This window comes from Amphibacillus sp. Q70, assembly GCF_052055485.1.
Classification (GTDB): domain Bacteria; phylum Bacillota; class Bacilli; order Bacillales; family Amphibacillaceae; genus Amphibacillus.
The window spans coordinates 795990-819733 of sequence record NZ_CP197171.1 but is presented as its reverse complement, the minus strand read 5'-3'; the positions used below and the strand labels follow the sequence as shown (position 1 = coordinate 819733).

Sequence of the window (23744 nt, the reverse complement as noted above, 5' to 3'; positions counted from 1 at the left end):
AGCCTAAGCACGTAATTCTAAAATCCTCCCCTGAAGTAGATACTTTAGGGGAGGATTTTAATTTTTAGCTTTGTGTTCGCATGTTTTTAACTCTTTTATTATTTATATAATTCACTTCTGCATGAGTACATTAAAAAAACGCCATTGGCGGTAAATACCGACCAAGTAGCGTTTCAGATAATTGAATAGGGGGATAGTTGAGTTGGCTAAAGCCTTAATAGAGTTATTTAAAAAAGTCAAATTCAAATGGTTCACAGCTATTTTAAATGATAACAGTAGAAAAACAAATCCCAAATAGATTTGCATGCTAAAAAGCAATTAACTGTGCCAGCTCCTCAATTTTAATTTTTCCAAAATAATAGGGAATATCTAAGCTCTCTAAAGCATTTTGAATCGCTTCTTCATTATATGGCACATCAATCAGAACTTGCTCGACGTCCTCAATTGATCCTTTACCAAAGAAGTCACCAAAGATCCGGATTGCAGAAATCTTGTCATGAGCAACATTGAATTTTACTTGAACAAGTCCTGCATCGAATTTGCGTTGTCTTTCCAAATCAAACGACGGATTTTTACCATAATTCCATTCAGGATTATCGGGAACCGCAGCTTTGAAAGCGTTGATTTTTCCCCAATCTTCTTCTGTCAACTCATACCGTTTAATCTCGTCTAAGGAATCAACACCAAAAACGTATAGCAGAATGGTATTCTTAATTTCCTCAACCGTTGCATTTTGATATTGTTCTGAGAAATAAGGGCGTAAATTAGTTACGCGACTACGAACGGATTTAACGCCTTTAGAACGGAGTTTTTCTTTACTAGGATTGAGTGCTTTGGTCAGCTGGTCGGTATCCAGATCAATCATCAACGTTCCGTGGGCAAACATTCGGCCATCTTTTACAGACATCGCATTCCCAGAAAATTTCTTACCGTCAATTGTAAGATCATTTCGTCCACTTAGCTGTGCGTCAGTTGCCCCCATTTTGTGTAAGGCATCTAAAATAGGTCGAGTAAATTCTTTGAAATTACCAAAAGTATCGCCTTCATCCTTCGTTATAAAACAAAAGGCAATCTGCCCTGGATCACTGAACATTGCTCCACCACCACTAGCTCGGCGGATAACTGGGATACCCTGTTCCTTTACATAAGGGTAGTTGACTTCCTCATAGGCATTCTGAAAACGCCCGATACCAATCGAAGGTTCCATTTGATAAAAAAAGACAATCGTGTCATCCACCACTTCATTACTTAATAGAAAACTTTCAACTGACACATTTATCGCTGGATTTGAACTTCTTGAATCGACCAAATACATTCGGTTACCTCCTTTAAAAATCAAGTAGAATCAGTATAGCACAATTCCCTTAAGTTAATCATTAAGACTGATTTTGTAACCAATTCATACTCAATCTAAGGTATATTTGAGAAATCCAGCTCCCACATGGCATGCACATCACTAAACTTGTTTATTGAATCGGTATAAGAAATTCACAATATTTATCTTCTCCCTCTTCCTCTTTATAACGTTCAACAATGGGGAATTCTCGTAAGTCCAAATTATATTTTGTTATTTCGGCGTTTAAGTTATTCCAAAAATCCCTGACAGCTTCTTTAGTATGGACAACTGTAAATACTGCATATTTACCCCCTTCAAAAATTCCTGTGTTGGCGGGCTTCTTTACTTCCCAATCATCGTCTACTGAAATAATGAGATCATATCTACACTCTTCAGCCGGTGTCATTGCAGGATTATCCTTTGCAATTCCGTAAATACCATATTCAAAGCGATTTTGTGATAACCCACTTGAACGTACCCATTGCTTAAATTCCTTCATCATTTCAAAGTTTTTTTCATTCCCATAAGGGCCGATATTTCTAAAGAACGCAATTTTTTTTGTAGGTAAATTTTCAATTTTAATTTTCATATTATCCCTCCTTAAAATCAGCATATATCGATTTAAAATGATTTCCTAGGTGTATTTTAAAATACTGGTAAACATTTTTTAATCATGATACAATGTTGCCTTTTCACTCATTTAACTAGGAATGGGCATTGTATACTGCTGGATAAAGTAATACTTTCCATCTGCAAAGGACAAACTTTAATGTCGATAACTGGTGTTACTAATTATGTGGTATAATTCTATCTAACTATAGGGAGTATTCATTGATATACCAAATGAAGAATGGCTAATTAGACCTTTATTATCCTTTGGTAAATTTATCAAGGTTATATCTCCTACGAGTATTCGAAACCGCTTATTGGAAGAAATTGGGGCTATGTATGAAGATAATATAGATTGTTAAACCATGACATACTTTGTCAGGATTAGTATGCTAGCATGCTTATAAGATGCTTTATACTTGGAGGAAAAGGATGAAAAAACAGGTCATAGACAAAAATTTAGACGTAAATACTTTTCGCCATTTTTATTATTTAAAAGAGGAGCTTATCACTTTTTGTAAACAGGAAGGTATGCAAGCAACAGGTTCGAAAGAAGAATTAACCAATCGGATCGCTCATTACCTTGAAACCGGGGAAAAGCTTAGAATCAAGAGGTCGCCAAAACGTCGTAACACTATTGATAAAATCTATCTTGAAAGTAAAATTGAAGATAACTTTGTATGTACAGAGGCGCACAGAGCTTTCTATAAAGAAAAGATTGGTAAGTCATTTTCTTTCAATGTCAAATTCCAACAATGGTTGAAACAGAATACAGGGAAGACTTATCAAGATTCGATTACAGCGTATTATCAAATTTTAGAAGATAAAAGGGAAAACAAACCGAAAATAGATAAGCAATTTGAGTATAATACCTATATTCGAGACTTTTTCCATGATAATAAAGGCAAGTCTTTAAAGGATGCCATTACATGCTGGAAGCACAAAAAATCTCTTCCTGGCCATAATAAGTATGAAAAAAGTGATATGGAGTTTTTGTAAAGTGAAACTTCATTCAGTGGGGGGAGCGACACACAGGACATGTTTTAGTACCACAAGGACATGCACCTAAAGGTATGACCAAAAATTGGCCTCCTTTAAAAGCTCTTGAACTAGTCGCGTAATTACTGACCGTTGGATATCCCACTTTTAGAATTTTCAAGTTTTCTCTATTTTTGAAGTGGAAGTCATACAATCAGTTGCATTGCGACAAATAAAGTTCCATATTCATAAAAATTCACCTCAAGAAAAGTTCGGCACTAAATTAAAAAACTTACGCAGGGAAGGAATACAGCATGGGAAAAGTTAATGCCTGATTTTCAGAAATAAAATAAGAAGAGGTATAGAACTAAATAATCTCCATAAATGAAAAACAGGAAATTTAAAATTATAGTAATAAAAGAGCCAATAAGTTGAGTTTTAAACCTCCCATCTTATTGGCTCTTTTTAATAGAAAATAGAGATTTGATTCATCTATAGTTCTATCGCTTTTATATTTTATAAGTACAATACGATGCTTGATAGTCTAACTTGTAAAGAAGAACCATCAAATGTTGAGAAATTGACTGATTTCATCGAAAGCTAAATCCATTCTGCCAACTTGGCAATGTTGCTTTCCACCTGTTTCTTTTGTGAAACAACTTTTATGTATTTAATAAATATAACTGTTTATCCCTCATTTTTAGCTTTTTTTACTGGATTTAAAAATTTACTACTGATAATAACTATTACAAAAAATATCCATATCCCAACTTTAGAAACGATGATTCCAAATATATATGTCAAAATTATAATTATCGTAGAATACACTAGAAGAGTTAAAGCAAATAGCTTATAGTGTTTTAAAGTTTTAGTGAAGTCATATTTCGCTCTGTTAGGCTCATAGACATGATATACTAACAAAAAACTAATAGCCTTTTTTTCAGAAAGCAAATTATAAATAATTACCATAAAAAGTGATACACCAAAGACAACATAAAAAAATTCCAAGCTACTAATGTTGCTCAATTTAGCACCCCCTTATTTGTTTTATTATTCGACAACTTGTCATATTAAGCGTAATTTATCCATTTTTCTTGATAGGGTTCAAGTGATTCTCTAATTCATACATTTTTTAATCTACTATTTAATTAATAAGAATGAGTTTTAAACTCTCCATCTATGACTAAGCTAAATCGATACTCTTTGAGAAGAACACTCTTAAGAGTTTTTTCAGATTCTCGCTGTTATAACGCTGGTATGAAGCGCAAAGAGTCACAGAATATATTTGACTATTCAGATCTTACACAATTGTACTACAACATGCAAATTCCATACCTTTGATTACTACGGTATTTGAACGTACACCAACTGGTAAGTAGCACACGTCATGTCATGTAAGCATGGCATATTCTATCAAAGCAGCTGATTCGCTCAGCACCTTAAGGTTATATATGCTTATTTTCCATTTGACAAATGTGGGGAAGTACTTGATTTTTATATTCTATTGTTAGAGAAATCAAACATACTATTGCTACAACAAAAATTTATTCTTAACGTAACATTTGCGAATAAGGACAAGCTACTTCTTAACTCCTGTGTTCAAAAGATATTCCATCTAAATTTCCAATACGATACATGATTCCATCCTGTTCTTTTTCTAATAAGTTAATGATTTTTATTAATTCAGGGATTGCATGATCGATGGTATATAGCTCATCGGTAACTAAATAATAGGAAACGGAGATTAGCCTTTCTTGTATTTCTGCAATATATAACATGTGATTTAATTCATTGATCAGTACTTCTTTGGTCTCTGGATCAGTAATCATGGAATCTCTCCTTTTAATAAAGATTAATTCGTACCTTTATAGGTACGTTATTAATGTAATTATACTGTACGCTTTAAAGTACAGTCAATATGAAAGGAGAGATTTAACATTGAAAAAGGTACACTTACAGCTTAATCAATTACTCCATCGATACGACTTATCCATTACCCAACTACATATTAAAACAGGTATTCGACGCGCAACGCTTAGTGAGCTGGCAAGTGGTAAACGTCAACGCATTCAATTAGAGCACATCGATAGAATTGTGGATGCGCTAGATATTAAGGACATGAATGATTTGTTTCACATTGAAGAGGAATGACCCTAAACTATGCAGCATGTTCTCAAAGCTATTTAAGTGAGAATACTTGCTGCCTGATGATTTATTCTAATATCATCCTGTTTATCTCTTTTTCTAAAATCAATTCATACCGTGAGAATTGCGTTGGGGTTGAATAGAAGGAAAAGAACGTTTTTGCAAAGGAGGGGTCCCTAATAGAAATAAAAGTAAATAAAAATTATATCTGGATGTATTTCATATTATTTTTACTCTTTGGTGTATCAGAGAATTATGATTCATTCTTTATATAATTTGTTAGCCTCCCTATTTTATTAAAATAGGGGTTTTGCATTAAACATGCTAAGAAAAAGAATAAAAAGTAAGTACAAAGATTGAATAGCAGAATTATCATGTAGAATTTAAATTTGTTTGTGTATGTAAAAGGGGAGGGGCAAAATGATAAAGTTTTTTCAGCTAGACAGCAATGAGGAAAACATAGAAGCAACAGCCAATCTGTATAAAGAGATTTGGCAAATAGAAGATGATTCAGTAAAAGCCCGATTTCTTAAACACTCTACCTATGAAGACTATAAATGTATCGTGGCTCAAAATGAAAAAAGTGAAATTGTAGGTTTTTCATATGGCTATACTTCATTACCAGGACAATATTACAATGGCTTGCTGAAAAGAGAATTTAGTTCCAAAGAGCAGACGAAATGGCTTACCGATTGCTTTGAACTTGTAGAATTAGCTGTCCATCCCTCTTATAGAAGACAAAGTATTGGCAGAATATTAATGACAGAATTATTGAAAGATGTCGAGTATAAAACAGCACTTTTGACAACACAAATAAATAATAACTCAGCACGTCGTTTATATGAAAGTTTAAATTGGCAAGTCTTAAGAGAGCCATTCTTCCCACATGATAATAATGATCCTTTTATTATTATGGGTAGAGAGTTATTTTAATTGTTTTTGTAGTTTTTAAATCGGCTTATTATTTTCCATACTATTAACCAAATACCCCATATATTGAACTCCCATTCTTGGTTTACAAAATTAAGTACTAAATGAATATGTAATCATAGAAAATCATCACTTGTTCACATAGACAAGCGATGATTTTTTCTTTTTATAGCCAAATAAATCATCTTAAAGTATATCCTGCCTAAGCCCACCCATTGAATGAAGATTCGTTTTATAGGCTTCCATCAATTTTCTTTTACTTTTTAAAGATCTCTTGACTATATTTTTGTATTAGTGTACTATTTTACTAGTACACTAATACAAAGAAACTACAGGAGGAATGATCATGACCGCTTGGCTTGATTTAATGAAAAAAGAATTTCACCTAGGACTTCCAGCGTTTATATTCTCGCTGATTGCTTTGATTGGCTTTTTCGCAATTAGTATCCTGTTCGGCCATTCAATTGATCTCATGTGGGAAGTGTTAGCAATCGGAGCGTTTGTAGCAGTTGCGCTACATGTTTTTTATTTAGCTTACTTTCTGCTTTACAGCTTGGGTGTAGAACGGAAACGAATGCATCTATGGCTTCATAATCCCTTGCCGATCGAGTCTATCCTATTAGCGAAGCTCGTTTCCAGTCTAATCTATATGCTCATTACACTGATTACTTCAGCTATCGTACTATGGCAGGCTTATATAAACAGTGCAGTATCTATCCATTTAAATGATTGGCTAACGACCGTTATACTGTCTGTTATTGCTCTACTGTTAGCTGTGTTGTTATTGGGATGTGTTTATTTGTTTTTCTGGACCATTTTTATCACATTGAGTAGAACCTATAATGATTTTTTCAGTTTTGTGTTAACCCTCTTTTTCTTTCTCGTCGCCGTTTCACTTATCCATATGATTGGTTATTTATCGTTCTTGACCGATTGGGGTGTGATTAACAGTGGTAGTGTGATTTCAGGGTTTGAGCTAAACATTTCAAACGGAAATTATCATTTTGAAATTGAAACCTTATCAACTCTCTTTTATATGGGTCATTTTGTACGGGATCTCGTATTATCAGCTCTACTTTTTGTTGGTAGCTGTTGGATTCTTGACCGTAAAGTTGAGGTGTAATTTATGACTGATCAATTTCATTCAGGAGAGCCGATTTATTTACAGTTAGCTGAACGGATTAAACGGCAAATCAGCCGTGGTGAGCTACGCCTTGGAGAAAAGCTTCCGTCCATTCGTGAGATGGGGCTAGCTGTAAATGTGAATCCAAATACGGTACAGCGAACATACCGAGAATTAGAGGGGTTGAAAATTGTGGAATCCAAGCGTGGACAAGGAACATTTGTGACGGATGATGAGCACGTTCTGGAAGCTATTAGAGAACAAATGAAAGAAGAGGAAATCTCTCATTTTGTGCAAGGGATGCGGGAAATGGGGTATTCTGACAACGAGATTCAAGCAGGAATTGTATCTTATTTAACAGAGAAGGGAGCACTAGAGCAATGATCTCATTTCAACAAGTAACTAAAAAATATCGACAAAAAGTAGCTTTAGATAAAGTGAACTTAAAGCTAACGGAGGGAAAAATTATTGGCCTGGTTGGTGAGAACGGAAGTGGAAAATCTACAATGCTGAAGTTAATCGCTGGTCTGACTTATCCGACAAAAGGAGAAGTGCTTATTAATGAAAAAACAGTCAATCGCCGATCAGCTTCCATTGTTTCTTATTTATCAGAACTTGATGAGTACTATAGATTCTATAACGTGGAAAAGACCATTGCGTTCTATGCGAGTCAATTTTCCGATTTTGATCTTAAAAAGGCCTATGATATTTTAACCTTTATGAAGCTTGATCCAGAAAGCAAGCTGAAAGAACTCTCAAAAGGAAATCGCGGTCGATTAAAAATCGTCCTTTCTCTTGCGCGTAACGCCCCTATCATTTTAATGGATGAACCACTTTCAGGCCTTGACCCGATGGTGCGTCAATCCATTGTCAAAGGGTTGCTTTCCTTTGTCGATTTAGAAAAACAGCTCGTTCTTATTACTACGCATGAGATCCGAGATTTAGAAACCATCTTAGATGAAGTGATTGCAATAAAGGATGGAACAATCATCGGTCATCATAATGTAGAGCAACTACGAGAAGAACAAAACCTAGGAATCGTCGAATGGATGACGACCATTTATGAGTAAAATTTTAAGGGGAGAATCGCTATCTCCCCCTATCAATTTGCTTAATGAATATGGAACATTTTTATACGATAAATAACAATTGTTATATAACTTTTCCGTGTAATAAGGAGGTATAAAGTGATGGATATCATTAAAACAAGTCAATTGACGAGGAAATACGGGAAGCAATACGCCGTAAACAATGTCAATCTAAGCGTAATAGAAGGATCGATTTATGGATTTTTAGGGCCAAATGGAGCTGGGAAAAGCACTACAATTCGGATGCTTCTTGGTCTAATTAAACCGACAAATGGGAGTGTACGAATATTAGGCAAAGATTTAACAAAACATCGAATGGAGATTTTGGGTCAAGTTGGCTCGTTAGTAGAGAGCCCCTCGTATTACGGGCATTTAACAGGATATGAAAATTTGGAGGCTGCCCGAAGGTTGCTAGGTGCGCCCAAAAATCGTATTGCTGAGGTTTTAAACATCGTTCGATTGAACAAAGCAGCAGATAAAAAAGTCAAACACTATTCATTAGGCATGAAGCAACGCCTTGGAATTGCAACGGCTTTACTGAACAAACCGAAGCTTCTTATCCTGGATGAACCGACAAACGGTCTTGATCCAGCGGGAATTCAGGAAATACGGTCCCTGATTAAATCGATGCCTAAACATGATAATATGACGGTCATCGTTTCAAGTCATTTATTAAGTGAAATTGAACAAATGGCTGATCAAGTTGGCATCATTAATAAGGGTAAATTAATTTTTCAGGACTCTATCGATGTACTAAAAGAAAAAAGTAAACCCAAATTACACATCGGCGTCAGTCAGGCTGAGCATGCTCTAACTTTTCTGAAAGGACAAGGTTACCGTGCTAAACTAACCGATACGAGAATCATCATGGAAGACGCAGATCCTGTATTTGCAGAGAAAATTAATTACAGTTTGCTTTCCGAAGGTTTTCGAGTGAACAGATTGGAAGAAGTGAAGCGGTCCTTAGAAGATATATTTATCGAATTGACAGGAGTGGGTGAATCGATATGATGAGCAAGGTGGTAGGTTCAGAAATAGTGAAATACAAGCGGACATGGCTTTGGATTCTCCCGCTGATCATCCCATTCATTATCATACTGGCAAATGCTTTGAATATATTTTTACGCTATGACACGATTGTTCAACAAGCAGCACAAGATGGCATGACTATGTGGGACCCAATATGGATCTTTAGTTTTTTTCTCATCCTCCTAGCCGTTCCACTAGAAGTAACACTCGTCACATCTATCATTGCAAATATAGAACATCAAGGGAACAGCTGGAAGTCTATCTTCTCCATGCTTGTTTCACGATTTCATGTATATCTTAATAAATTTGTGTGGTCAACGGTTTTAACGATTATTTCAGGATTCATTTTAATGATAGGAATTATCGTCTTAGGTATGATGCTAGGAAATGACACTTTTCCTTGGACACATATTTTAGGTTTTTCTCTATTCCCATTTTTGACTGCCATTCCACTGATTGCTTTGCAGTTATGGCTGGCGCTTACCTTTCAAAACCAAGCCATACCGATTACGATTGGTTCCCTTGGTATTTTACTAACCATTCTTGGGGGACAGTTACTATTAGGAAGGTGGTTACCTTGGACATTTTATATCCAAGTATTGCCTTCCCCTGACCAAGAAGTGGTTGGATTACCATGGGGCATTGTCGGCACGAGCTTTATTATAGGTTTATTGCTTCTTTGCTTTGGATTGCTTCATTTTAGAAAAAAGGAATTTGCATAAGGAGGGGAAATAGATGTTTTCCAATCTTTTTTCAGTCGAACTTTTAAAAACGAAACGATCGGTTCTTTGGATGCTTGCTTTTCTCATCCCACTTCTATCCACCCTTTTAGGGGTCGGAAATTTACTTGTTAATGCAAGAGCATTTATCGAACCAGATGCTAATTTATGGGTTGATGCATGGTCACAGGTTGTCATTTTTTACGGAATGATCTTTCTTCCTATTCTTGTTGGTATTTATGCTCTGACCATCTGTCGGTTTGATCATTTGACAGGGGGATGGCAGCAAGTGTTAAGTTTCCCCATTTCTCACGTTAAGCTTTATTTGGCTAAATTGCTTACCTTATATTTATTATTGGCGGTCACGCAGTTTTTCCTAGTTGCTCAATATGTTCTCATTGGTCATATCTTTGATCTCTCGGGAACGTTTATATTAAAAGATTTTATTATCTATGGTCTATTTGGCTGGTTAGCTTCTTTGCCATTAGCTTCATTACAATTATGGTTAGCCTTTAACTGGAAAAGCTTCGCACTTCCACTTACTGTTAACATTGGATTAACTATCCCGGTCTTAATGGTTAGTCAGACTCCATATGCCTTTTTCTACCCGTGGGCTCAACCATCGATGATGATGTCTCCAGCTTATGAAGCATTTCGACCTCCATTTGAACAATTGCTGACCATATTTAGCTTATTACTTATTCTTTTTACTACTATGGGTTTATTTCACTTTAGAAGAAAGGAATTCAATTGAGTTTCTGTTGGATCTATGTCAAGAAGTTGGACACTAAAAATGATGAGTTTCTTGACATAGATTTTTATTTAATCAGATAAATCCATTATGCGATTAAATTCGAGCATGATAGCTTGCTGTTTTTAGTTCCAAGGATGATGGTTTTACTATTTTGATTAATAATAACTCCAAGCATACTCTTTTTGTTACTTATTATGAAGGGAATAGCATTGATTATTTAATTCTCCAAGTAGCTTTCAAGGAGATTATAAAATGAAACTTCAATCAGTGGGAGTTTTACGGACGGGTTATCTGTGATAAAGATTGAAAATGCATAGGGAGGAAAGTAAATGAAACGTATAGGGTTTATTTTAGGAATAATTATAGCATTACAAACGCTGACAGGCTGTTCTTTAATTGAAAAGTTATCAGATGATGACAATGAGTTAAACCTAATGCTTCAACAAGATATAGGACAAGGAACACTTGAATTGGTGACACCGACCATTACTACCGCGGATGATGAAGTTGAAATCCGGGTAAATGGCGTTGATGAGGACAAAATCACTTTTATTTCAGTAGCGAATGAAACCATTTATGAAGATACCATTAAAAATGACACAATATATACGTTAGCTATTGATGATATCGAATATGCACTCAGAACAGATTATAAGCCCAAAGTACGGTTAATACAAACGAGTAACAATAGAGAATCAGGAGATGTTACCACTTTTAAACAAGTTAGATATACTGTTGAACAAGAGTAATTTGGTGTGAATCGAAAGGGTCAATATATTAGTTCATGAAATCCGACAGAGTGATTAATAAATTAATGATGTTAGTTTAATAATTGGACATTATAAATGCGAAATAAAAAAATATTATCTAAAAGCGATTCTGGCTTAAACCAGAGTCGCTTTTTTATAAAACGAAACTTCAATCAGTGGGAGTTAGGTTTACAGGATGTAGGTCATGCAAGCCTTTTCGGTGGGACGAGTAACCGCATTAAGGAAAGCTACGAAGATTTTACACTGCAAGAATAAGTGTCTTCCTTATTCTGAGTCCCAGGACGTCGCGAACTTAGTCTGCGTTCCTTAATACCCACTGATTAATAAGGTACACAAGCTAACGTCTTCAGTGAAAACGCTTGTGTGACCAACATCGCGTTGCCCCGAATTTTACGGATGGTTAGCTGTGATAAAAACATATTATTGTGTTCTGTGGAAATTTTAATGAAATTGATTCACTTATCAAATTATTTTACATGTAAGAAATAGTTAAGGTTGATGTTAGAGAGCAGAAAGATTTATTGTTTATAATTAAATTATACTAAAACAAAGGAGAGCAGATACATGGACTACGTACTTAGGACACACAACTTAACAAAAAAATATAAACACAATACAGTAGTTAAGGACGTTAATATAAATATCCGTAAAGGAGAAATCTATGGTTTTTTGGGTAAAAATGGGGCAGGAAAAACCACTACAATCCGTATGATTATGGGACTTATCAAACCTTCATCTGGAAATATAGAAATGTTTGAAAAAAATACGAAAGGTAACTATCAACGCCCTTTTGAAAGAATTGGATCAATCATTGAAACACCTGGAGCTTATCCAAATTTAACTGGGGAAGAAAACCTGGACATACACCGTCGATATATGGGAGTTCAGGAAAAGTCCTCTATCGAAGAAGCACTTGAACTTGTTGGATTATTAGAAGTGAAGAAGCGAAAAGTAAAGAATTATTCTCTTGGTATGAAACAACGATTAGGACTTGCTCGTGCTTTGTTACATCATCCTTCTTTATTAATTTTAGACGAACCGACAAATGGACTTGATCCTAGAGGAATTAAGGAAATTCGACAGCTCATTCTGGATTTAGCAGAAACTCGTCAGATTACCGTTCTGATTTCAAGTCATATATTAAGTGAAATTGAGCATCTAGCTACAACTGTCGGTATTATTCATCAAGGGAAACTCCTTAAAGAGCTTTCTTTAGAAGAAATTAATCAAAAGAATCGTCATTATATTGAAATAGACATAAACGATGCCCAAAAAGCTTCTATGATTCTTGAACAAAAATTAAACATTGAACAATATCAGGTCATGGATCAAGATATTATCCGCATTTATGAAAGAACTAATGAGTCTGAAAGGATTAGTCAGGTCCTTATTGAAAATCAGGTAGGGATTAAAAAAATAAATGTTTCTACAGATACCCTGGAGGATTACTTTATTCATTTAACTGAAGGTGATGTAGAATGACAAACTTTGTTTCTGAATTATTAAAATTAAAAAGATCAATCATGCTTCTTCTAATCCCTTTAGCTACTATAGCGCCAGTTATCTTATCCTTAGTTCCGTCTTATTTAGAATATCGGACAACAGGAAATATGGTTGATACAAATCAACTTTTTCAAGGGAATGTGGTTTTTCTAAATTTATTAATTGGTATTCCACTTTTCACATTAATAACAGGTGAAATATTTGTGAGAGAGTACCAACTAAAAACGATTAACGATCTTTTTACTTCTCCAGGAAGACGGATACAGTTCTTATTAAATAAATTAATGGTTATTTTCGTATACATTGTTTTAACATTTGCTTTCTCTATGTGTTTGACGTTAATTGTTGCTGGACTTGGAGCACAGAGCAATATTGTCAGTTCGTTAACTAGCGAGGTGGTACTTTCCTACCTGCAACTTTATGGGGTATCGATATTGATGCAATTTTCCCTTATCCCTATAACAGTTGTGGTCAGTATAATGACTAAAAATATTATTGCGCCTATTATAGTAGCTATTTTTGGCGTTATTGTTACTGGTATTGGGTTGGGATCCCAATGGGTCGCTTTTTTCCCTTGGGCTGTACCTACACGAATTGTTTTTGCATTGACTGATTACGGTAATTATGGGGATTTAAATTTTGTTCTTTCTATTGCTACATTAGTTATCATTTTTCTGTTGGCATTATTATTAAGCATGTTTCTTTATGAGAAAACTGATGTTAATGGTGACTAGCAATAAAAGTACTTATAACTAATGATATAAAGATTGGGGGAATTACATGCTTAATACTATATATATTGAACTGTTGAAAATAAAAAGATCAAAACTTATCCTTTTAATCCTTGCTTGTACTTTGATAAACGCTGCTATGAGTTATATTGTAGAACTAAATGATAGCACGAACCCTATAACCATGGCGGTATTACTTCAAAGTACTGTTACAAGATTTAATCTCTTAATTGGTGCTCCGCTATTTGCGATTGTGTCGGGTTTTATTGTTGCAGATGAATATCGTCATCAAGTTGTTGACCAGTTATTTACCTACCCGATTTCCAGAGCGAAAATTTTATTAGGTAAACTACTCCTTATATTTTCATTGGTTTTGTTGGGAGTTTTGTCTTCTTTTCTGTTCACTGTGGGAGTGGGGATGGTCACTGGGGCTTCATCCGCACAAGAATTATTTGACTATATTCCCCCATACTTAGTAACGGCTGGAACACAAATGGCTATAGTACCCATTGTCTTGATGATAAGCATTGTTGGAAAAAATATTGTTGGGGGTATTGCAGTCGGCGTGATTGCTGGTTTTTCAAGTGGTTTGATAACTGCAATCGGTTGGGGGATGTATTATCCTTGGTCAATGCCAACAGTAATGATGTACCATATTTTTGGTGTATTTGAGGTGGATTTGGTTAAAGCGTTAATTTCTCTTTTCATTATTTTTGCAGTTCCTTTGGTTCTTAGCTTTATCTTTTACAAAAGGGACGTTTAAAAAGTACTGATGACGTAATCCTTATAATATCGGTTTTTTCAAACATTACAATATATTATAATGGATTTATATTACACCATTGAAGGAATGAAGAAAATGCCAACTAAAATACTTGTTGTTGAGGATGATCGTGAAACTAATCAGTTGTTATGTAAGTATTTACGAAAAGAAATGTTTCAGGTATTTCCTGCCTATACTGGAGAAGAGGCATTTCAAAAGCTGTCTACTGATTCCATTGAATTAGTATTATTGGATTTGATGTTACCAGGTATTGACGGATTTGAAATTCTAAGAAAAATACGATCGACAAAGAATATACCAGTGATTATCATTTCAGCTAAGGATGAAAATGAAGATAAAATTATAGGATTAAGTTTGGGGTCAGATGATTATATAACTAAACCGTTTAATATGAGCGAGGTTATCGCAAGAGTAAAGGCTCAACTTCGCCGTTTTACACAATATAATTTATATGGAAATAATCATACGGAAAACTCTCTTAAACACGGAAACATCGTTCTTGATCTTAATGCCTATGTTGTTGAGACTGGAGACAATGTCATATCCTTAAGAGAAAAAGAACTCCAAATTTTAAAATTGTTGATGTCTAATCCTAAAAAAGTATTCACCAAGGAACACTTATTTGAAACAATATGGGGCGAACCCTATCTTAATACGGATGAAAATAAAATTATGGTACAAATTCGTCGCCTTCGTGAAAAAATAGAAGAAGATCCTTCAAATCCCCAATTCATACAAACAGTTTGGGGAATTGGTTATAAACTGGGAGATGAGGAAGTAAAATGATCCTTTGTTTTTTTCTAATAACTTTATTTTGCCTTGTAGCTTTGGCCTTCCAGCACGTACGTTTACTTCGACAAATTCACATGATTTATGAAGGTTTAATTGAAGTGAATGAGGGTGATTTTAATCAACGCATAAGAATACAGACAAATTATCGTACTGTTGTGAAGTTGGTAAAAGAATGTAACCAAATCATTGATAAATTTCAGTCCAATATGGAACACATGGGTTATTTGGATAAATCAAGAAGACAAATGACATCAAATATGTCGCATGATCTTAAGACACCACTGACTTCTTTACTGGGCTATGTCCAAGCTTTGCGAGAAGACACTACTTTAACTGAAACAGAACGACAGAGGTTTTTACAAATCACATATCAAAAAGGACAAAAGCTTCAATCTTTATTAAATGATTTCTTTGAGTTGAGCAAGCTAGAATCAGAGGATTATTCATTTAATTTGCAAAAAACAGATATTGTTCGTGTCATCAAAGAATTGATGGCAGGACTTTATCAAGATATTAAAAATGCCAATATGAACCCTGTTCTTGAACTACCGGATACACCAGTGATGGTTTGGGCTGATAAAAAAAGCATAGAACGAATCTTAACTAATTTATTTTCTAATGGACTAAATTACGGTAAATATGGAGGCATACTCGGGGTTTCAGTAAAAATAGAAAAAGATGTAACTTGGATCGAGGTTTGGGATCACGGAAAAGGTATCCGTCGGGAAGATCTACCATATATTTTTAATCGGCTATACACAGGGCAAAGCTCACGTAATAGAAATTTGCAAGGAAATGGGCTTGGCTTGACCATTACGAAAAAACTGATTGAGAAGCATAATGGTACAATCAATGTTAAAAGTGAGCCATTCGAAAAGACATCCTTTTCTTTTTCACTTCCTTCAGCAAAATAGGTCCCTATACAAAGTTCAATTTAAGATTGGATTATTCCATCTAATTATATGAATTAAATAAGTCTTGAAGAGCATTAGTTTCTCAAATGACTACGATTGTGTAAAAAGAAAGATAGCACGGAAAAAATCACTACTTGTTTAAAAAGAAAAGTAGTGACTTTTTTGTAAAATAATATATTAATTGAAATAAAATCAGATTATTTCACTATATGATTAATCTCGATCATTATAGCTTGCTGTTCTAGCTCAAGTAGATGAATAATGTTGATCAATTTAGGAATAGTATAGTCTATTGTATAAACACTGTCTGCCTTCAAACTATAAGTAACTTTAACTAGTTTTTATTGTATTTCCGTAAAGTAAAAAAGAGCTATCTTAAGACATTTAACTTTCAATTCATTTGATAAATGTTAAAAAAGTCATATGTCTATGTCAGATAAACGAAAAAATAGATGAATTGCCTCCTGAAATTACAGCTTGGGGATAGGTAGCTGGAGTCTCATAAGCTTTTTAAACCAATTGGTGAATTTTTTGTAGTAAAATATTATTCGAAAGTAGACTTAACAGGGTAGTATCAGGCTGCATTTTATCGTAGACTAAAGGAAATTGAACAAGGTATTTAGATCCTGATTTATAATAAATATCTTATAATCGGAAAGGGGAATATAATGTACTCTATAGGTAAGTTTTCTGAAATATGTAATATCCCCGTTAAAACACTACGCTATTACAGTGATATTGGCTTACTAAAACCTTCTTATATAGATCCTGTAACAAACTATCGGTATTATGACTATGACAAAATTCAAATCACAGAAAAAATTATGCTTCTAAAAAATTGTCAATTCTCTCTAGCTACGATTAAGGAATTTATTGAAAGCACTGATCAGATACAATGGAAAAGTATGTTAGAGCATAAAATTGATGAACTTGAGGATCAAAAAGAACAAATTTCCCAACAAATAGAGGAAATGAATCGGTTAAAAGGGCAAATCGAAAAAGAGGCTTCGATAATTCCAAGACCTCTTATATCCGCCTGTTCTATTGAAAATCGAAAGGAAATACTTGTTTATACGATTCGTGAGAAAATAAAGGTTAAATTTATTGATCAATTGGCTAAAAATTTATTTGATCGAATTTACGCTTTTAATCTCGTGATTACAGGAAAACTAATGGCTATCTTTCACGAACGAGATTTGAATCAAGAAGAGGCAGATGTAGAATTACTTATTCCAATAAAGGATTCGAATAAAATAGATGGTTGTAGAATTTTAGCCAGTGGGACATACGCCTGCCTGACGGTTAAAGGTCCCTATTCAGAGCTGTATATAGGATATGAAAAGTTAGAAAATTGGATAATGGAACAGCATCTAACCCAGATAGGAAAAAAGGTGGAAATTTATCAAAAAGGACTCGTTCCTGCTGATTTTAATATAAAAGAGATCCGACCAGATTTAAATAGACATCCGTCAGAATTTATAACGAAAATATGTGTACCGGTTATCAAGGGCAATAGTTAAGTAATAAAATTTATAAGAAAGAGGGTAAACTCTCCACTTGCTGGAGGGTTTATTCTTTATATAGACAAAGAAATAACGGAGGTGAATGACTATATATCATCTGAGATTAAAAGGAAATGCTTACGAGGCAGGTAGACATTATGTAGAAATCCTTTATAAAACGAAACTTCAATCAGTGGAGTTTTACGGATGGTTATCTGTGATTAAAATGGATTTCGGTTCCCGAAAGTAACAGAAGAAAAGTTAAAATTCGGAGAACAATGCAAACTTATCCTTACCGAATTTGACCCCAGTATTGTGAAGGAAATACAAGGAGCTGCTGATGGGTGATATTCTTCATTTGAAGAAATCAGTTTTTCTCTTGATAAATGCCATTTGAAAAAGACCACCCACGTATAACTAAGGTATTAATTATTAATTTGGACTGGAGATGACAAAGATGAAGGATTTAATTCAAGCTTCTTTTTCTTACCTTGAAGGTGATAGCTATGAGATTGGTAGAAGGCAGGGAGAGGAAATAAAAAAGGTTCCTAATGCAAGGGATGTATTGATATCATCTGAGCCAATAGGTGCGGAGAAAATTAAGGATATGGAAAAACTAATAAACCAGTATTGTCCGGGTTTAAACGAAGAGCTACAAGGGTTTTCAGATTCATTAAATGTAAGACCTAGTTATCTTAATTTCTTTGATCAAGCTTTGCTACAACCGGGGGGATGTAGTTTAGGCGCTGTTTTGCCATCTAAAACAAGTGATGGTAAAACCTATCTGCTTAGAAATTATGATTTGTCACCAGCTATATCTGATATGAGACTCTGTACAACAAAGGTAAAAGGGAAGTACAGTCATACCGGATTCTCCGTTTCTTACTTTGGTCGAAGTGAAGGCTTAAATGAAAGGGGATTCTGTGTAGCTTTCGCCTCATGTGGCATTCCAATTGGAAATTATCCAGGAATGAAAAAGCCTAGCATAAAGGGTCTGCAATTTATGGTAATAGTAAGAGCTTTACTTGAAAATTGCAAAGATGTTGAGGAAGGAATTATTTATTTGGAGAATATGCCTATTGGAACGAATATGAATTTGCTTCTAGCAGATGCAGACGGTAACACCGCTTTAATAGAAACTTATGATGGGAAAAAGGGTGTAGAAAGAGGGAATAAAAAATCAGGCTTTTTTATTGCAACCAATCATGCACTCATACCAGAAATAATTAAGTTAGAATACGGTAAATTAGAGCAATCTCAAATGCGGTATAATTTCTTAAAAAACAACTTAGAAAATAACCATCTGATTACAAAGAATGCATTACAACAATTAATGCTAAAAGAATACCCTAATGGTGTAACGGTACACAATTTTGAAGAAAATTTTGGAACTGTTCATTCTGTACTATTTAATCTTAGCGACAAACAATTAGACTTTTCTTTTGGTTCCCCTATAAATAATAAAAGCTATACATTAAAAGTAGGAGAAAACTTGCCTTTCAATGAATTGGACATTTTTATTAAGAACAATAACTATGGACCAAACTTTTGGAAGTTAGCCAAATAATATTTCCAATAATCGAAGGAATGGATAATGCTAAATAACCTAATATTAATTAAAATAGCAAAATAGGTTGGCAAAATACGGAATAATTTAAAATAAAGTTGACATAGAGGCTCTGTTAGGCTAATATGTTCAATACTAAGTTTTACTTGATCCATTAGATATATCAAACAGGCAATGAAGAGAAGAGTAAATGTATGCAAGCATAACAGAGAACTCCAGTAAGCTGGAAATGGAGGATGTAATCATACATTGAAACAAGTCTCGGAGCCACACATGGGAAGTTTTTAGTTTACGGATGATGTGTCGGGTTCTCCCGTTATAGAGATAGAGTATACACAATTATTTAAATTTTTGTCGTACTTGAAAAGGTTTCTATGGTGACATAGAAACAAAGTGGGGTGGCACCACGAACTTCTAAATTCAAGGAGTCTCGTCCTCAAAGTTAATCGCTTTGGGGGTGAGATTCTTTTTTATTGAGAAATAAAAAATATTGAATTTAGGAGTGAGAAAATGAAGTTTATGAAGTGGAAAGATCCAGTATTACTTTTGCTAGGCATTGGGACTTCAAATATCGGGGCATGGGTTTATTTAATTGCACTTAACCTAATTGTATTGGATATGACAGGTTCACCATTAGCCGTGTCCATCCTTTATATATTATTACCCGTAGCAACATTATGTACAAACTTCTGGTCGGGGAGTTTTATTGATCGGTTAAATAAAAGAAATTTAATGATTTCATTGGATGTAATTAAAGCGTCGCTTATACTTGTATTTCCATTTATCGATTCAATCGTTCTGATTTATGTATTCGTTTTTGTGATTAACATAGCGAGTTCAATTTTTGGACCGACTTCTATGGTATATATGACTAAATTAGTGCCTAAAGGAGATCGGCAAAGGTTTAATTCACTTAGAAATTTTATTAATTCATGTGGATTTATATTGGGCCCCTCTATTGCAGGTTCACTGTTTATGATGGGTTCTCCATACCTAGCCATTCAGCTCAATGCTGTCGCTTTATTTATATCAGCTGTTATTATTCTTTTGCTTCCTAACCTGGAGTTACGAAATGAAAAAGTGATTTCAGGAAAAATCAACCTTGCAATAATTGCGAATGATTGGAAAAAGGTTGTCTGCTTTAGTAAATCGAATGCTCATGTCGCCTTGGTCTATGTTCTTTTTAGTGGGGTGATCGTATTTATGAGTGCCCTAGATTCTTTGGAAGCTGTATTTGCTACTGAAGTTCTTTCATTATCTGAAAGTACTTATGGCTTTCTTGTCAGTGTAGCGGGGATAGGGATTATATTAGGTTCGTTAGCAAATGCTTTATTCGCTAAATACTTGAAACTAAATATACTAATGGGGTTTGGAACGATCTTGACTTCGGTTGGTTATTTAATATTTGCCTTTTCGAGTGCTTTTATTGGGGCGGCTATTGGATTTCTTACATTAACATTTGGGCTGTCGTTCGCAAATACAGGGTTTTTAACCTTCTATCAAAATAATGTTCCAGTAGAAATGATGGGGAGATTTTCAAGTGTTTTTGGGATGGTAGAGGCTTTGTTCGTTACCCTATTTACAGCTGCGATCGGGTTGTTTGCTGAACTATTCGAGATTCGACAAACTTATATAGTAGGTTCATTCGCCTTTTTAATCTTAGGAGTAGTCATCAATATGGTTGTATTGAATAAGTCAAAAGGGAATTACTATAATCCTGAAGAAGTTGAATGGACTAGAGAGATTAAACAAGAAACAAATGTCTAAAAAGATTCATGAAATGTAATATAGTCTAATAGAATAAAGTCTTAAGTGCCCACTCAGCGATAGGACGGGCTGAACTGAGTTCTAGAAGGTCGGGAGCCTCACATAAGTGCGACTAGACTCTAGTAAAGCTAATCGGCAAGTCTTCTTTATCGTATAGAGATGAAGGAAGTCTGTTAATCGCTGAGTGATGGCGCTAGGTACAAAAAGTCCCAATTAACTATAAGTCAGTTGGGCTTGAAATTTGATATGAGTTATTTTTAATTGAGTAGTTGTTCAATATCTTTGTGTACCATTCTTTTGGTGTTTACGCTATTGAAAATCCTCTATTTTGAGAAAACCTTTAACAACATAAAGTAACAATAGGGTAGCCAAATACCTATGAAATTTGATTCGATTCACATTAAAATCCTTATTTATAGTCTATATTAACAAGACATTTAGAAATGGGAATTAGTAATATAATATAGTTAAATCAAGATTTTAATTTAAAGGTATATAACGAGAGTATTAATGGCTCAGTCTATTGATCTACTTGTAGAACCATGCTATATTATAGCTAGATCCTCCATCTTTGCTACCTCATCCAAAAAACCTACCAAGGAAGTGATTTCATGGCAGCCATGCCACTACTTATCAAAGAAACGCCTCCAGAATCCACTCACATCAAACACGACCAACTGTACAAAGAATTAATCCACACCTTTTTCCGTGAATTTCTCGAAGCGTTTTTCCCTGACGTTCACGAAAATATCAATTTCCAGAGAATGAAGCCCCTGTCCGAAGAAGTGTTTACAAATTTGCTAGACGGAGATACTCGAAGGCTGGATATTGTGATTGAAACAACTTTGAAAGACACAGATGTTGTCATCATCGTGCATATTGAGCCCCAAAGCTATAAGCAGTCTGATTTCAATGAACGAATGTATCACTATTTTAGTCTTTTATATAATAAATATCAAAAACCCATTATCCCACTTGCTGTCTTTAGCTACGAGGAGGACTGGGGAGAAAAGCAATTTACGATGGGCTTTCCATTTTTTCACGTGCTAACGTTCAACTACATGACCTTACATCTTCGTAAAAAGAATTGATATGATTACATTCATTCTGACAATCCCGCTGCAGCTGCCTTAATGAGTCAAATGGGTTATAACAAAGACGAACGCGTGCAAGTTAAGAAGGAATTCTTGCGCATGATCACTCGAATGGAACTCAATCCCGCAAAACAAAGACTACTTTACGGCTTTTTCGAAACCTATTTAAAACTAACACTAGAAGAGGAGGAACAGTTAATGGACGAAGTCAATAAATTGCCAGAAGCAGATGAGATTTTTGAAATACCCATTTCTTATGAAGAGAAAGGGAAAGAGATTGGTGTCAGGAAAGTTGTGATTGAAATGTTGAAAAAAGATGTTGATTTGGAGTTTATTGCTGAGGTTACACATTTAGATATTGAAGAAATCGAAAAAATGAAGCAACAATTATAATGGTTCATTTCTAATATTCGGGTAGGAATTTAAATTTAAATTCCACTCGAATATTATTTTTCAAAGGTTTTGCTTAACGATTGTCCATATCTATATTAAAGTAATTATTGGAGATTAATAACTACTTCCAGTCCCTTATCTCAACACACTTAATTGAATTGATTTCACAATCACTTCGAATATATTCTGGTTCAAATTCACGTTATCTATCAGTATAAAAATCAACTTGATTATCACAGATAACCGTCCGTAAAACTCAGGGTAACCGGACGTCACACAAGTGTTTTCACAAGTCCTTTCGGTGGGGTGACTAATCGCAACCCCACCGAAAAGACTTGTGCGCCGAAAAGCTCTCACTGATTGAAGTTTCGTCTTATGTGAAATTAGATTTTCGTAGTTAGGACATGGTGTATTTTCATATGCAAGAAAGCATACTACAAGAAACTACCCTAATACTTGTTATAATAACTCTTATCACTTCCACCAACTTTGAAGTATTTAATTAGATATTCCCCACGATTTCTTTGCTAATTCAGTTCTCTCACATAGATTTGGTGGATAGCAATTCTTATTAAGTGACCTTTCCCTTATAAATATAATACTCAATTTCTTTATTTATAGGAGAAGACATCTGCTTTTTGACTGCTAATAATCGCTTCAATCCTTTATGTTGATAGAAGCCAAAATTACAGGTAGTATCTGTATATAAAAAGAATTTTGCTATCTTTTTTTGTTGCAATATTTCTAAGAAGTAGTGATATAGTCTTGAACCAACACCTAGTCCCTGAACTTTTGGACTTACCACAAAAAGAGCTAATTCAGTTTCAAAGGATTCATTTAAACGATTTAGCATGTCTCTATTTGAGGCTAGGCTCCTATACCCGTAATTGATCAGAACACTTCTTCCCTGTTTTAAAAGTAAGAGCTGACTAACATGCCATAAGAATTTCGGCCAATATAAGAGGTTGTTCTTACTTTTACGTTCATTTTTTAAGTCACCAATAATAATGCCAATTGTCTGTCCATCTATTTCAGCTACTTGTGTAAATGATTGACGTATAAGTTCAGAATAGAGAAAGATATGAGCAAAATGATACGCTACTTTCTTAGAGAACATCTTTTCATAGTCCCAGGTATCAATAATTACAGAGACTAACGATTTAATATCTTTCTTTTGAAATGATCGGTAACGAATGGATTGTTTCATTTTAAGTAA

Annotated in this window: 26 protein-coding genes and 1 other annotated feature; of the genes, 21 read left to right on the top strand and 5 right to left on the bottom strand. The window is 34.5% G+C overall.

Annotated features, from left to right (window positions below):
- Nucleotides 1–307: 307 nt before the first annotated feature.
- Entirely contained in the window at nucleotides 308–1315 is a 1008-nt protein-coding gene (locus ACS127_RS03705) for a lipoate--protein ligase (RefSeq protein WP_440897102.1), read from the bottom strand.
- A 151-nt stretch (nucleotides 1316–1466) separates the two neighbouring features.
- On the bottom strand, nucleotides 1467–1925 hold the full coding sequence (locus ACS127_RS03700; protein WP_440897101.1) for an AraC family transcriptional regulator: 459 nt from the start codon (nucleotides 1923–1925) through the stop codon (nucleotides 1467–1469).
- A gap of 241 nt (nucleotides 1926–2166) precedes the next feature.
- Between ACS127_RS03700 and ACS127_RS03695 the strand changes: the two genes are divergently transcribed.
- Both ACS127_RS03695 and ACS127_RS03690 read left to right on the top strand, forming a co-directional pair.
- Entirely contained in the window at nucleotides 2167–2307 is a 141-nt protein-coding gene (locus ACS127_RS03695) for a WYL domain-containing protein (RefSeq protein ID WP_440898069.1), read from the top strand.
- A 70-nt stretch (nucleotides 2308–2377) separates the two neighbouring features.
- A complete protein-coding gene (locus ACS127_RS03690) occupies nucleotides 2378–2944 on the top strand; it encodes a DUF6434 domain-containing protein (protein ID WP_440897100.1) in 567 nt (188 codons plus the stop codon).
- A gap of 666 nt (nucleotides 2945–3610) precedes the next feature.
- Here ACS127_RS03690 and ACS127_RS03685 read toward each other — a convergent pair.
- Together ACS127_RS03685 and ACS127_RS03680 are read right to left on the bottom strand one after the other, a co-directional pair.
- Complete coding sequence (locus tag ACS127_RS03685; protein ID WP_440897099.1) at nucleotides 3611–3949, bottom strand: hypothetical protein; 339 nt, start codon at nucleotides 3947–3949, stop codon at nucleotides 3611–3613.
- Nucleotides 3950–4509: 560 nt separating this feature from the next.
- The gene (locus ACS127_RS03680; protein WP_440897098.1) at nucleotides 4510–4752 is read right to left on the bottom strand and encodes a hypothetical protein; all 243 of its coding nucleotides are present in this window, start codon (nucleotides 4750–4752) and stop codon (nucleotides 4510–4512) included.
- Nucleotides 4753–4861: 109 nt separating this feature from the next.
- Between ACS127_RS03680 and ACS127_RS03675 the strand changes: the two genes are divergently transcribed.
- The 19 genes from ACS127_RS03675 to ACS127_RS03585 all read left to right on the top strand — a co-directional run bounded on the left by ACS127_RS03675 (nucleotide 4862) and on the right by ACS127_RS03585 (nucleotide 22528).
- Complete coding sequence (locus ACS127_RS03675; protein ID WP_440897097.1) at nucleotides 4862–5074, top strand: helix-turn-helix domain-containing protein; 213 nt, start codon at nucleotides 4862–4864, stop codon at nucleotides 5072–5074.
- A 414-nt stretch (nucleotides 5075–5488) separates the two neighbouring features.
- The gene (locus ACS127_RS03670; RefSeq protein WP_440897096.1) at nucleotides 5489–6001 is read left to right on the top strand and encodes a GNAT family N-acetyltransferase; all 513 of its coding nucleotides are present in this window, start codon (nucleotides 5489–5491) and stop codon (nucleotides 5999–6001) included.
- A gap of 343 nt (nucleotides 6002–6344) precedes the next feature.
- Nucleotides 6345–7121 (top strand): hypothetical protein, encoded by a 777-nt coding sequence (locus ACS127_RS03665; protein WP_440897095.1) that lies wholly within the window; start codon nucleotides 6345–6347, stop codon nucleotides 7119–7121.
- A 3-nt stretch (nucleotides 7122–7124) separates the two neighbouring features.
- A complete protein-coding gene (locus tag ACS127_RS03660) occupies nucleotides 7125–7505 on the top strand; it encodes a GntR family transcriptional regulator (protein WP_440897094.1) in 381 nt (126 codons plus the stop codon).
- Complete coding sequence (locus ACS127_RS03655; RefSeq protein ID WP_440897093.1) at nucleotides 7502–8191, top strand: ATP-binding cassette domain-containing protein; 690 nt, start codon at nucleotides 7502–7504, stop codon at nucleotides 8189–8191. Before ACS127_RS03660 ends, ACS127_RS03655 begins: the two co-directional genes overlap by 4 nt.
- A gap of 120 nt (nucleotides 8192–8311) precedes the next feature.
- Nucleotides 8312–9220 (top strand): ATP-binding cassette domain-containing protein, encoded by a 909-nt coding sequence (locus ACS127_RS03650; protein ID WP_440897092.1) that lies wholly within the window; start codon nucleotides 8312–8314, stop codon nucleotides 9218–9220.
- Complete coding sequence (locus ACS127_RS03645; RefSeq protein ID WP_440897091.1) at nucleotides 9220–9960, top strand: ABC transporter permease; 741 nt, start codon at nucleotides 9220–9222, stop codon at nucleotides 9958–9960. The genes ACS127_RS03650 and ACS127_RS03645 overlap by 1 nt, the downstream gene beginning before the upstream one ends.
- Before the next feature lie 13 nt (nucleotides 9961–9973).
- Nucleotides 9974–10711, top strand: coding sequence for an ABC transporter permease (locus ACS127_RS03640; protein ID WP_440897090.1), 738 nt, complete (start codon nucleotides 9974–9976; stop codon nucleotides 10709–10711).
- A gap of 329 nt (nucleotides 10712–11040) precedes the next feature.
- Complete coding sequence (locus ACS127_RS03635) at nucleotides 11041–11460, top strand: hypothetical protein (RefSeq protein WP_440897089.1); 420 nt, start codon at nucleotides 11041–11043, stop codon at nucleotides 11458–11460.
- 585 nt (nucleotides 11461–12045) lie between these two features.
- A complete protein-coding gene (locus ACS127_RS03630; RefSeq protein WP_440897088.1) occupies nucleotides 12046–12963 on the top strand; it encodes an ABC transporter ATP-binding protein in 918 nt (305 codons plus the stop codon).
- Entirely contained in the window at nucleotides 12960–13718 is a 759-nt protein-coding gene (locus tag ACS127_RS03625; RefSeq protein WP_440897087.1) for an ABC transporter permease, read from the top strand. The genes ACS127_RS03630 and ACS127_RS03625 overlap by 4 nt, the downstream gene beginning before the upstream one ends.
- 46 nt (nucleotides 13719–13764) lie before the next feature.
- Nucleotides 13765–14478 carry an ABC transporter permease gene (locus ACS127_RS03620; RefSeq protein WP_440897086.1) on the top strand — a complete coding sequence of 238 codons (714 nt, stop codon included), beginning with the start codon at nucleotides 13765–13767 and terminating at the stop codon, nucleotides 14476–14478.
- A gap of 60 nt (nucleotides 14479–14538) precedes the next feature.
- Nucleotides 14539–15285 carry a response regulator transcription factor gene (locus tag ACS127_RS03615; RefSeq protein WP_440897085.1) on the top strand — a complete coding sequence of 249 codons (747 nt, stop codon included), beginning with the start codon at nucleotides 14539–14541 and terminating at the stop codon, nucleotides 15283–15285.
- Nucleotides 15286–15365: 80 nt separating this feature from the next.
- Nucleotides 15366–16205, top strand: a complete 840-nt coding sequence (locus tag ACS127_RS03610; RefSeq protein ID WP_440897084.1) for a sensor histidine kinase — start codon at nucleotides 15366–15368, stop codon at nucleotides 16203–16205.
- 668 nt (nucleotides 16206–16873) lie between these two features.
- Nucleotides 16874–17725 carry a MerR family transcriptional regulator gene (locus ACS127_RS03605; protein ID WP_440897083.1) on the top strand — a complete coding sequence of 284 codons (852 nt, stop codon included), beginning with the start codon at nucleotides 16874–16876 and terminating at the stop codon, nucleotides 17723–17725.
- A 439-nt stretch (nucleotides 17726–18164) separates the two neighbouring features.
- On the top strand, nucleotides 18165–19274 hold the full coding sequence (locus ACS127_RS03600) for a C45 family autoproteolytic acyltransferase/hydolase (protein ID WP_440897082.1): 1110 nt from the start codon (nucleotides 18165–18167) through the stop codon (nucleotides 19272–19274).
- A 165-nt stretch (nucleotides 19275–19439) separates the two neighbouring features.
- Nucleotides 19440–19715, top strand: a binding site (T-box leader).
- Between the two features lie 69 nt (nucleotides 19716–19784).
- Entirely contained in the window at nucleotides 19785–21041 is a 1257-nt protein-coding gene (locus tag ACS127_RS03595) for an MFS transporter (protein ID WP_440897081.1), read from the top strand.
- A gap of 611 nt (nucleotides 21042–21652) precedes the next feature.
- A complete protein-coding gene (locus ACS127_RS03590) occupies nucleotides 21653–22132 on the top strand; it encodes an Rpn family recombination-promoting nuclease/putative transposase (RefSeq protein WP_440897080.1) in 480 nt (159 codons plus the stop codon).
- Between the two features lie 42 nt (nucleotides 22133–22174).
- On the top strand, nucleotides 22175–22528 hold the full coding sequence (locus tag ACS127_RS03585; RefSeq protein ID WP_440897079.1) for a hypothetical protein: 354 nt from the start codon (nucleotides 22175–22177) through the stop codon (nucleotides 22526–22528).
- 571 nt (nucleotides 22529–23099) lie between these two features.
- On the opposite strand, the gene ACS127_RS03580 is transcribed toward ACS127_RS03585, so the two are convergent.
- Nucleotides 23100–23735 (bottom strand): GNAT family N-acetyltransferase, encoded by a 636-nt coding sequence (locus ACS127_RS03580; protein WP_440897078.1) that lies wholly within the window; start codon nucleotides 23733–23735, stop codon nucleotides 23100–23102.
- Between the last annotated feature and the right edge of the window lie 9 nt (nucleotides 23736–23744).

Excerpts from the sequence above, each read along its gene's own strand:
- ACS127_RS03700 (WP_440897101.1), bottom strand. The coding sequence starts at position 1,925 with ATGAAAATTAAAATTGAAAATTTACCTACAAAAAAAATTGCGTTCTTT.
- ACS127_RS03665 (WP_440897095.1), top strand. The coding sequence starts at position 6,345 with ATGACCGCTTGGCTTGATTTAATGAAAAAAGAATTTCACCTAGGACTT.
- ACS127_RS03655 (WP_440897093.1), top strand. The coding sequence starts at position 7,502 with ATGATCTCATTTCAACAAGTAACTAAAAAATATCGACAAAAAGTAGCT.
- ACS127_RS03590 (WP_440897080.1), top strand. The coding sequence starts at position 21,653 with ATGGCAGCCATGCCACTACTTATCAAAGAAACGCCTCCAGAATCCACT.
- ACS127_RS03640 (WP_440897090.1), top strand. The coding sequence starts at position 9,974 with ATGTTTTCCAATCTTTTTTCAGTCGAACTTTTAAAAACGAAACGATCG.
- ACS127_RS03625 (WP_440897087.1), top strand. The coding sequence starts at position 12,960 with ATGACAAACTTTGTTTCTGAATTATTAAAATTAAAAAGATCAATCATG.
- ACS127_RS03610 (WP_440897084.1), top strand. The coding sequence starts at position 15,366 with ATGATTTATGAAGGTTTAATTGAAGTGAATGAGGGTGATTTTAATCAA.
- ACS127_RS03660 (WP_440897094.1), top strand. The coding sequence starts at position 7,125 with ATGACTGATCAATTTCATTCAGGAGAGCCGATTTATTTACAGTTAGCT.
- ACS127_RS03670 (WP_440897096.1), top strand. The coding sequence starts at position 5,489 with ATGATAAAGTTTTTTCAGCTAGACAGCAATGAGGAAAACATAGAAGCA.
- ACS127_RS03580 (WP_440897078.1), bottom strand. The coding sequence starts at position 23,735 with ATGAAACAATCCATTCGTTACCGATCATTTCAAAAGAAAGATATTAAA.
- ACS127_RS03585 (WP_440897079.1), top strand. The coding sequence starts at position 22,175 with ATGAGTCAAATGGGTTATAACAAAGACGAACGCGTGCAAGTTAAGAAG.
- ACS127_RS03615 (WP_440897085.1), top strand. The coding sequence starts at position 14,539 with ATGGATTTATATTACACCATTGAAGGAATGAAGAAAATGCCAACTAAA.
- ACS127_RS03650 (WP_440897092.1), top strand. The coding sequence starts at position 8,312 with ATGGATATCATTAAAACAAGTCAATTGACGAGGAAATACGGGAAGCAA.
- ACS127_RS03680 (WP_440897098.1), bottom strand. The coding sequence starts at position 4,752 with ATGATTACTGATCCAGAGACCAAAGAAGTACTGATCAATGAATTAAAT.
- ACS127_RS03620 (WP_440897086.1), top strand. The coding sequence starts at position 13,765 with ATGCTTAATACTATATATATTGAACTGTTGAAAATAAAAAGATCAAAA.
- ACS127_RS03595 (WP_440897081.1), top strand. The coding sequence starts at position 19,785 with ATGAAGTTTATGAAGTGGAAAGATCCAGTATTACTTTTGCTAGGCATT.
- ACS127_RS03630 (WP_440897088.1), top strand. The coding sequence starts at position 12,046 with ATGGACTACGTACTTAGGACACACAACTTAACAAAAAAATATAAACAC.
- ACS127_RS03705 (WP_440897102.1), bottom strand. The coding sequence starts at position 1,315 with ATGTATTTGGTCGATTCAAGAAGTTCAAATCCAGCGATAAATGTGTCA.
- ACS127_RS03690 (WP_440897100.1), top strand. The coding sequence starts at position 2,378 with ATGAAAAAACAGGTCATAGACAAAAATTTAGACGTAAATACTTTTCGC.
- ACS127_RS03605 (WP_440897083.1), top strand. The coding sequence starts at position 16,874 with ATGTACTCTATAGGTAAGTTTTCTGAAATATGTAATATCCCCGTTAAA.
- ACS127_RS03645 (WP_440897091.1), top strand. The coding sequence starts at position 9,220 with ATGAGCAAGGTGGTAGGTTCAGAAATAGTGAAATACAAGCGGACATGG.
- ACS127_RS03635 (WP_440897089.1), top strand. The coding sequence starts at position 11,041 with ATGAAACGTATAGGGTTTATTTTAGGAATAATTATAGCATTACAAACG.
- ACS127_RS03600 (WP_440897082.1), top strand. The coding sequence starts at position 18,165 with ATGAAGGATTTAATTCAAGCTTCTTTTTCTTACCTTGAAGGTGATAGC.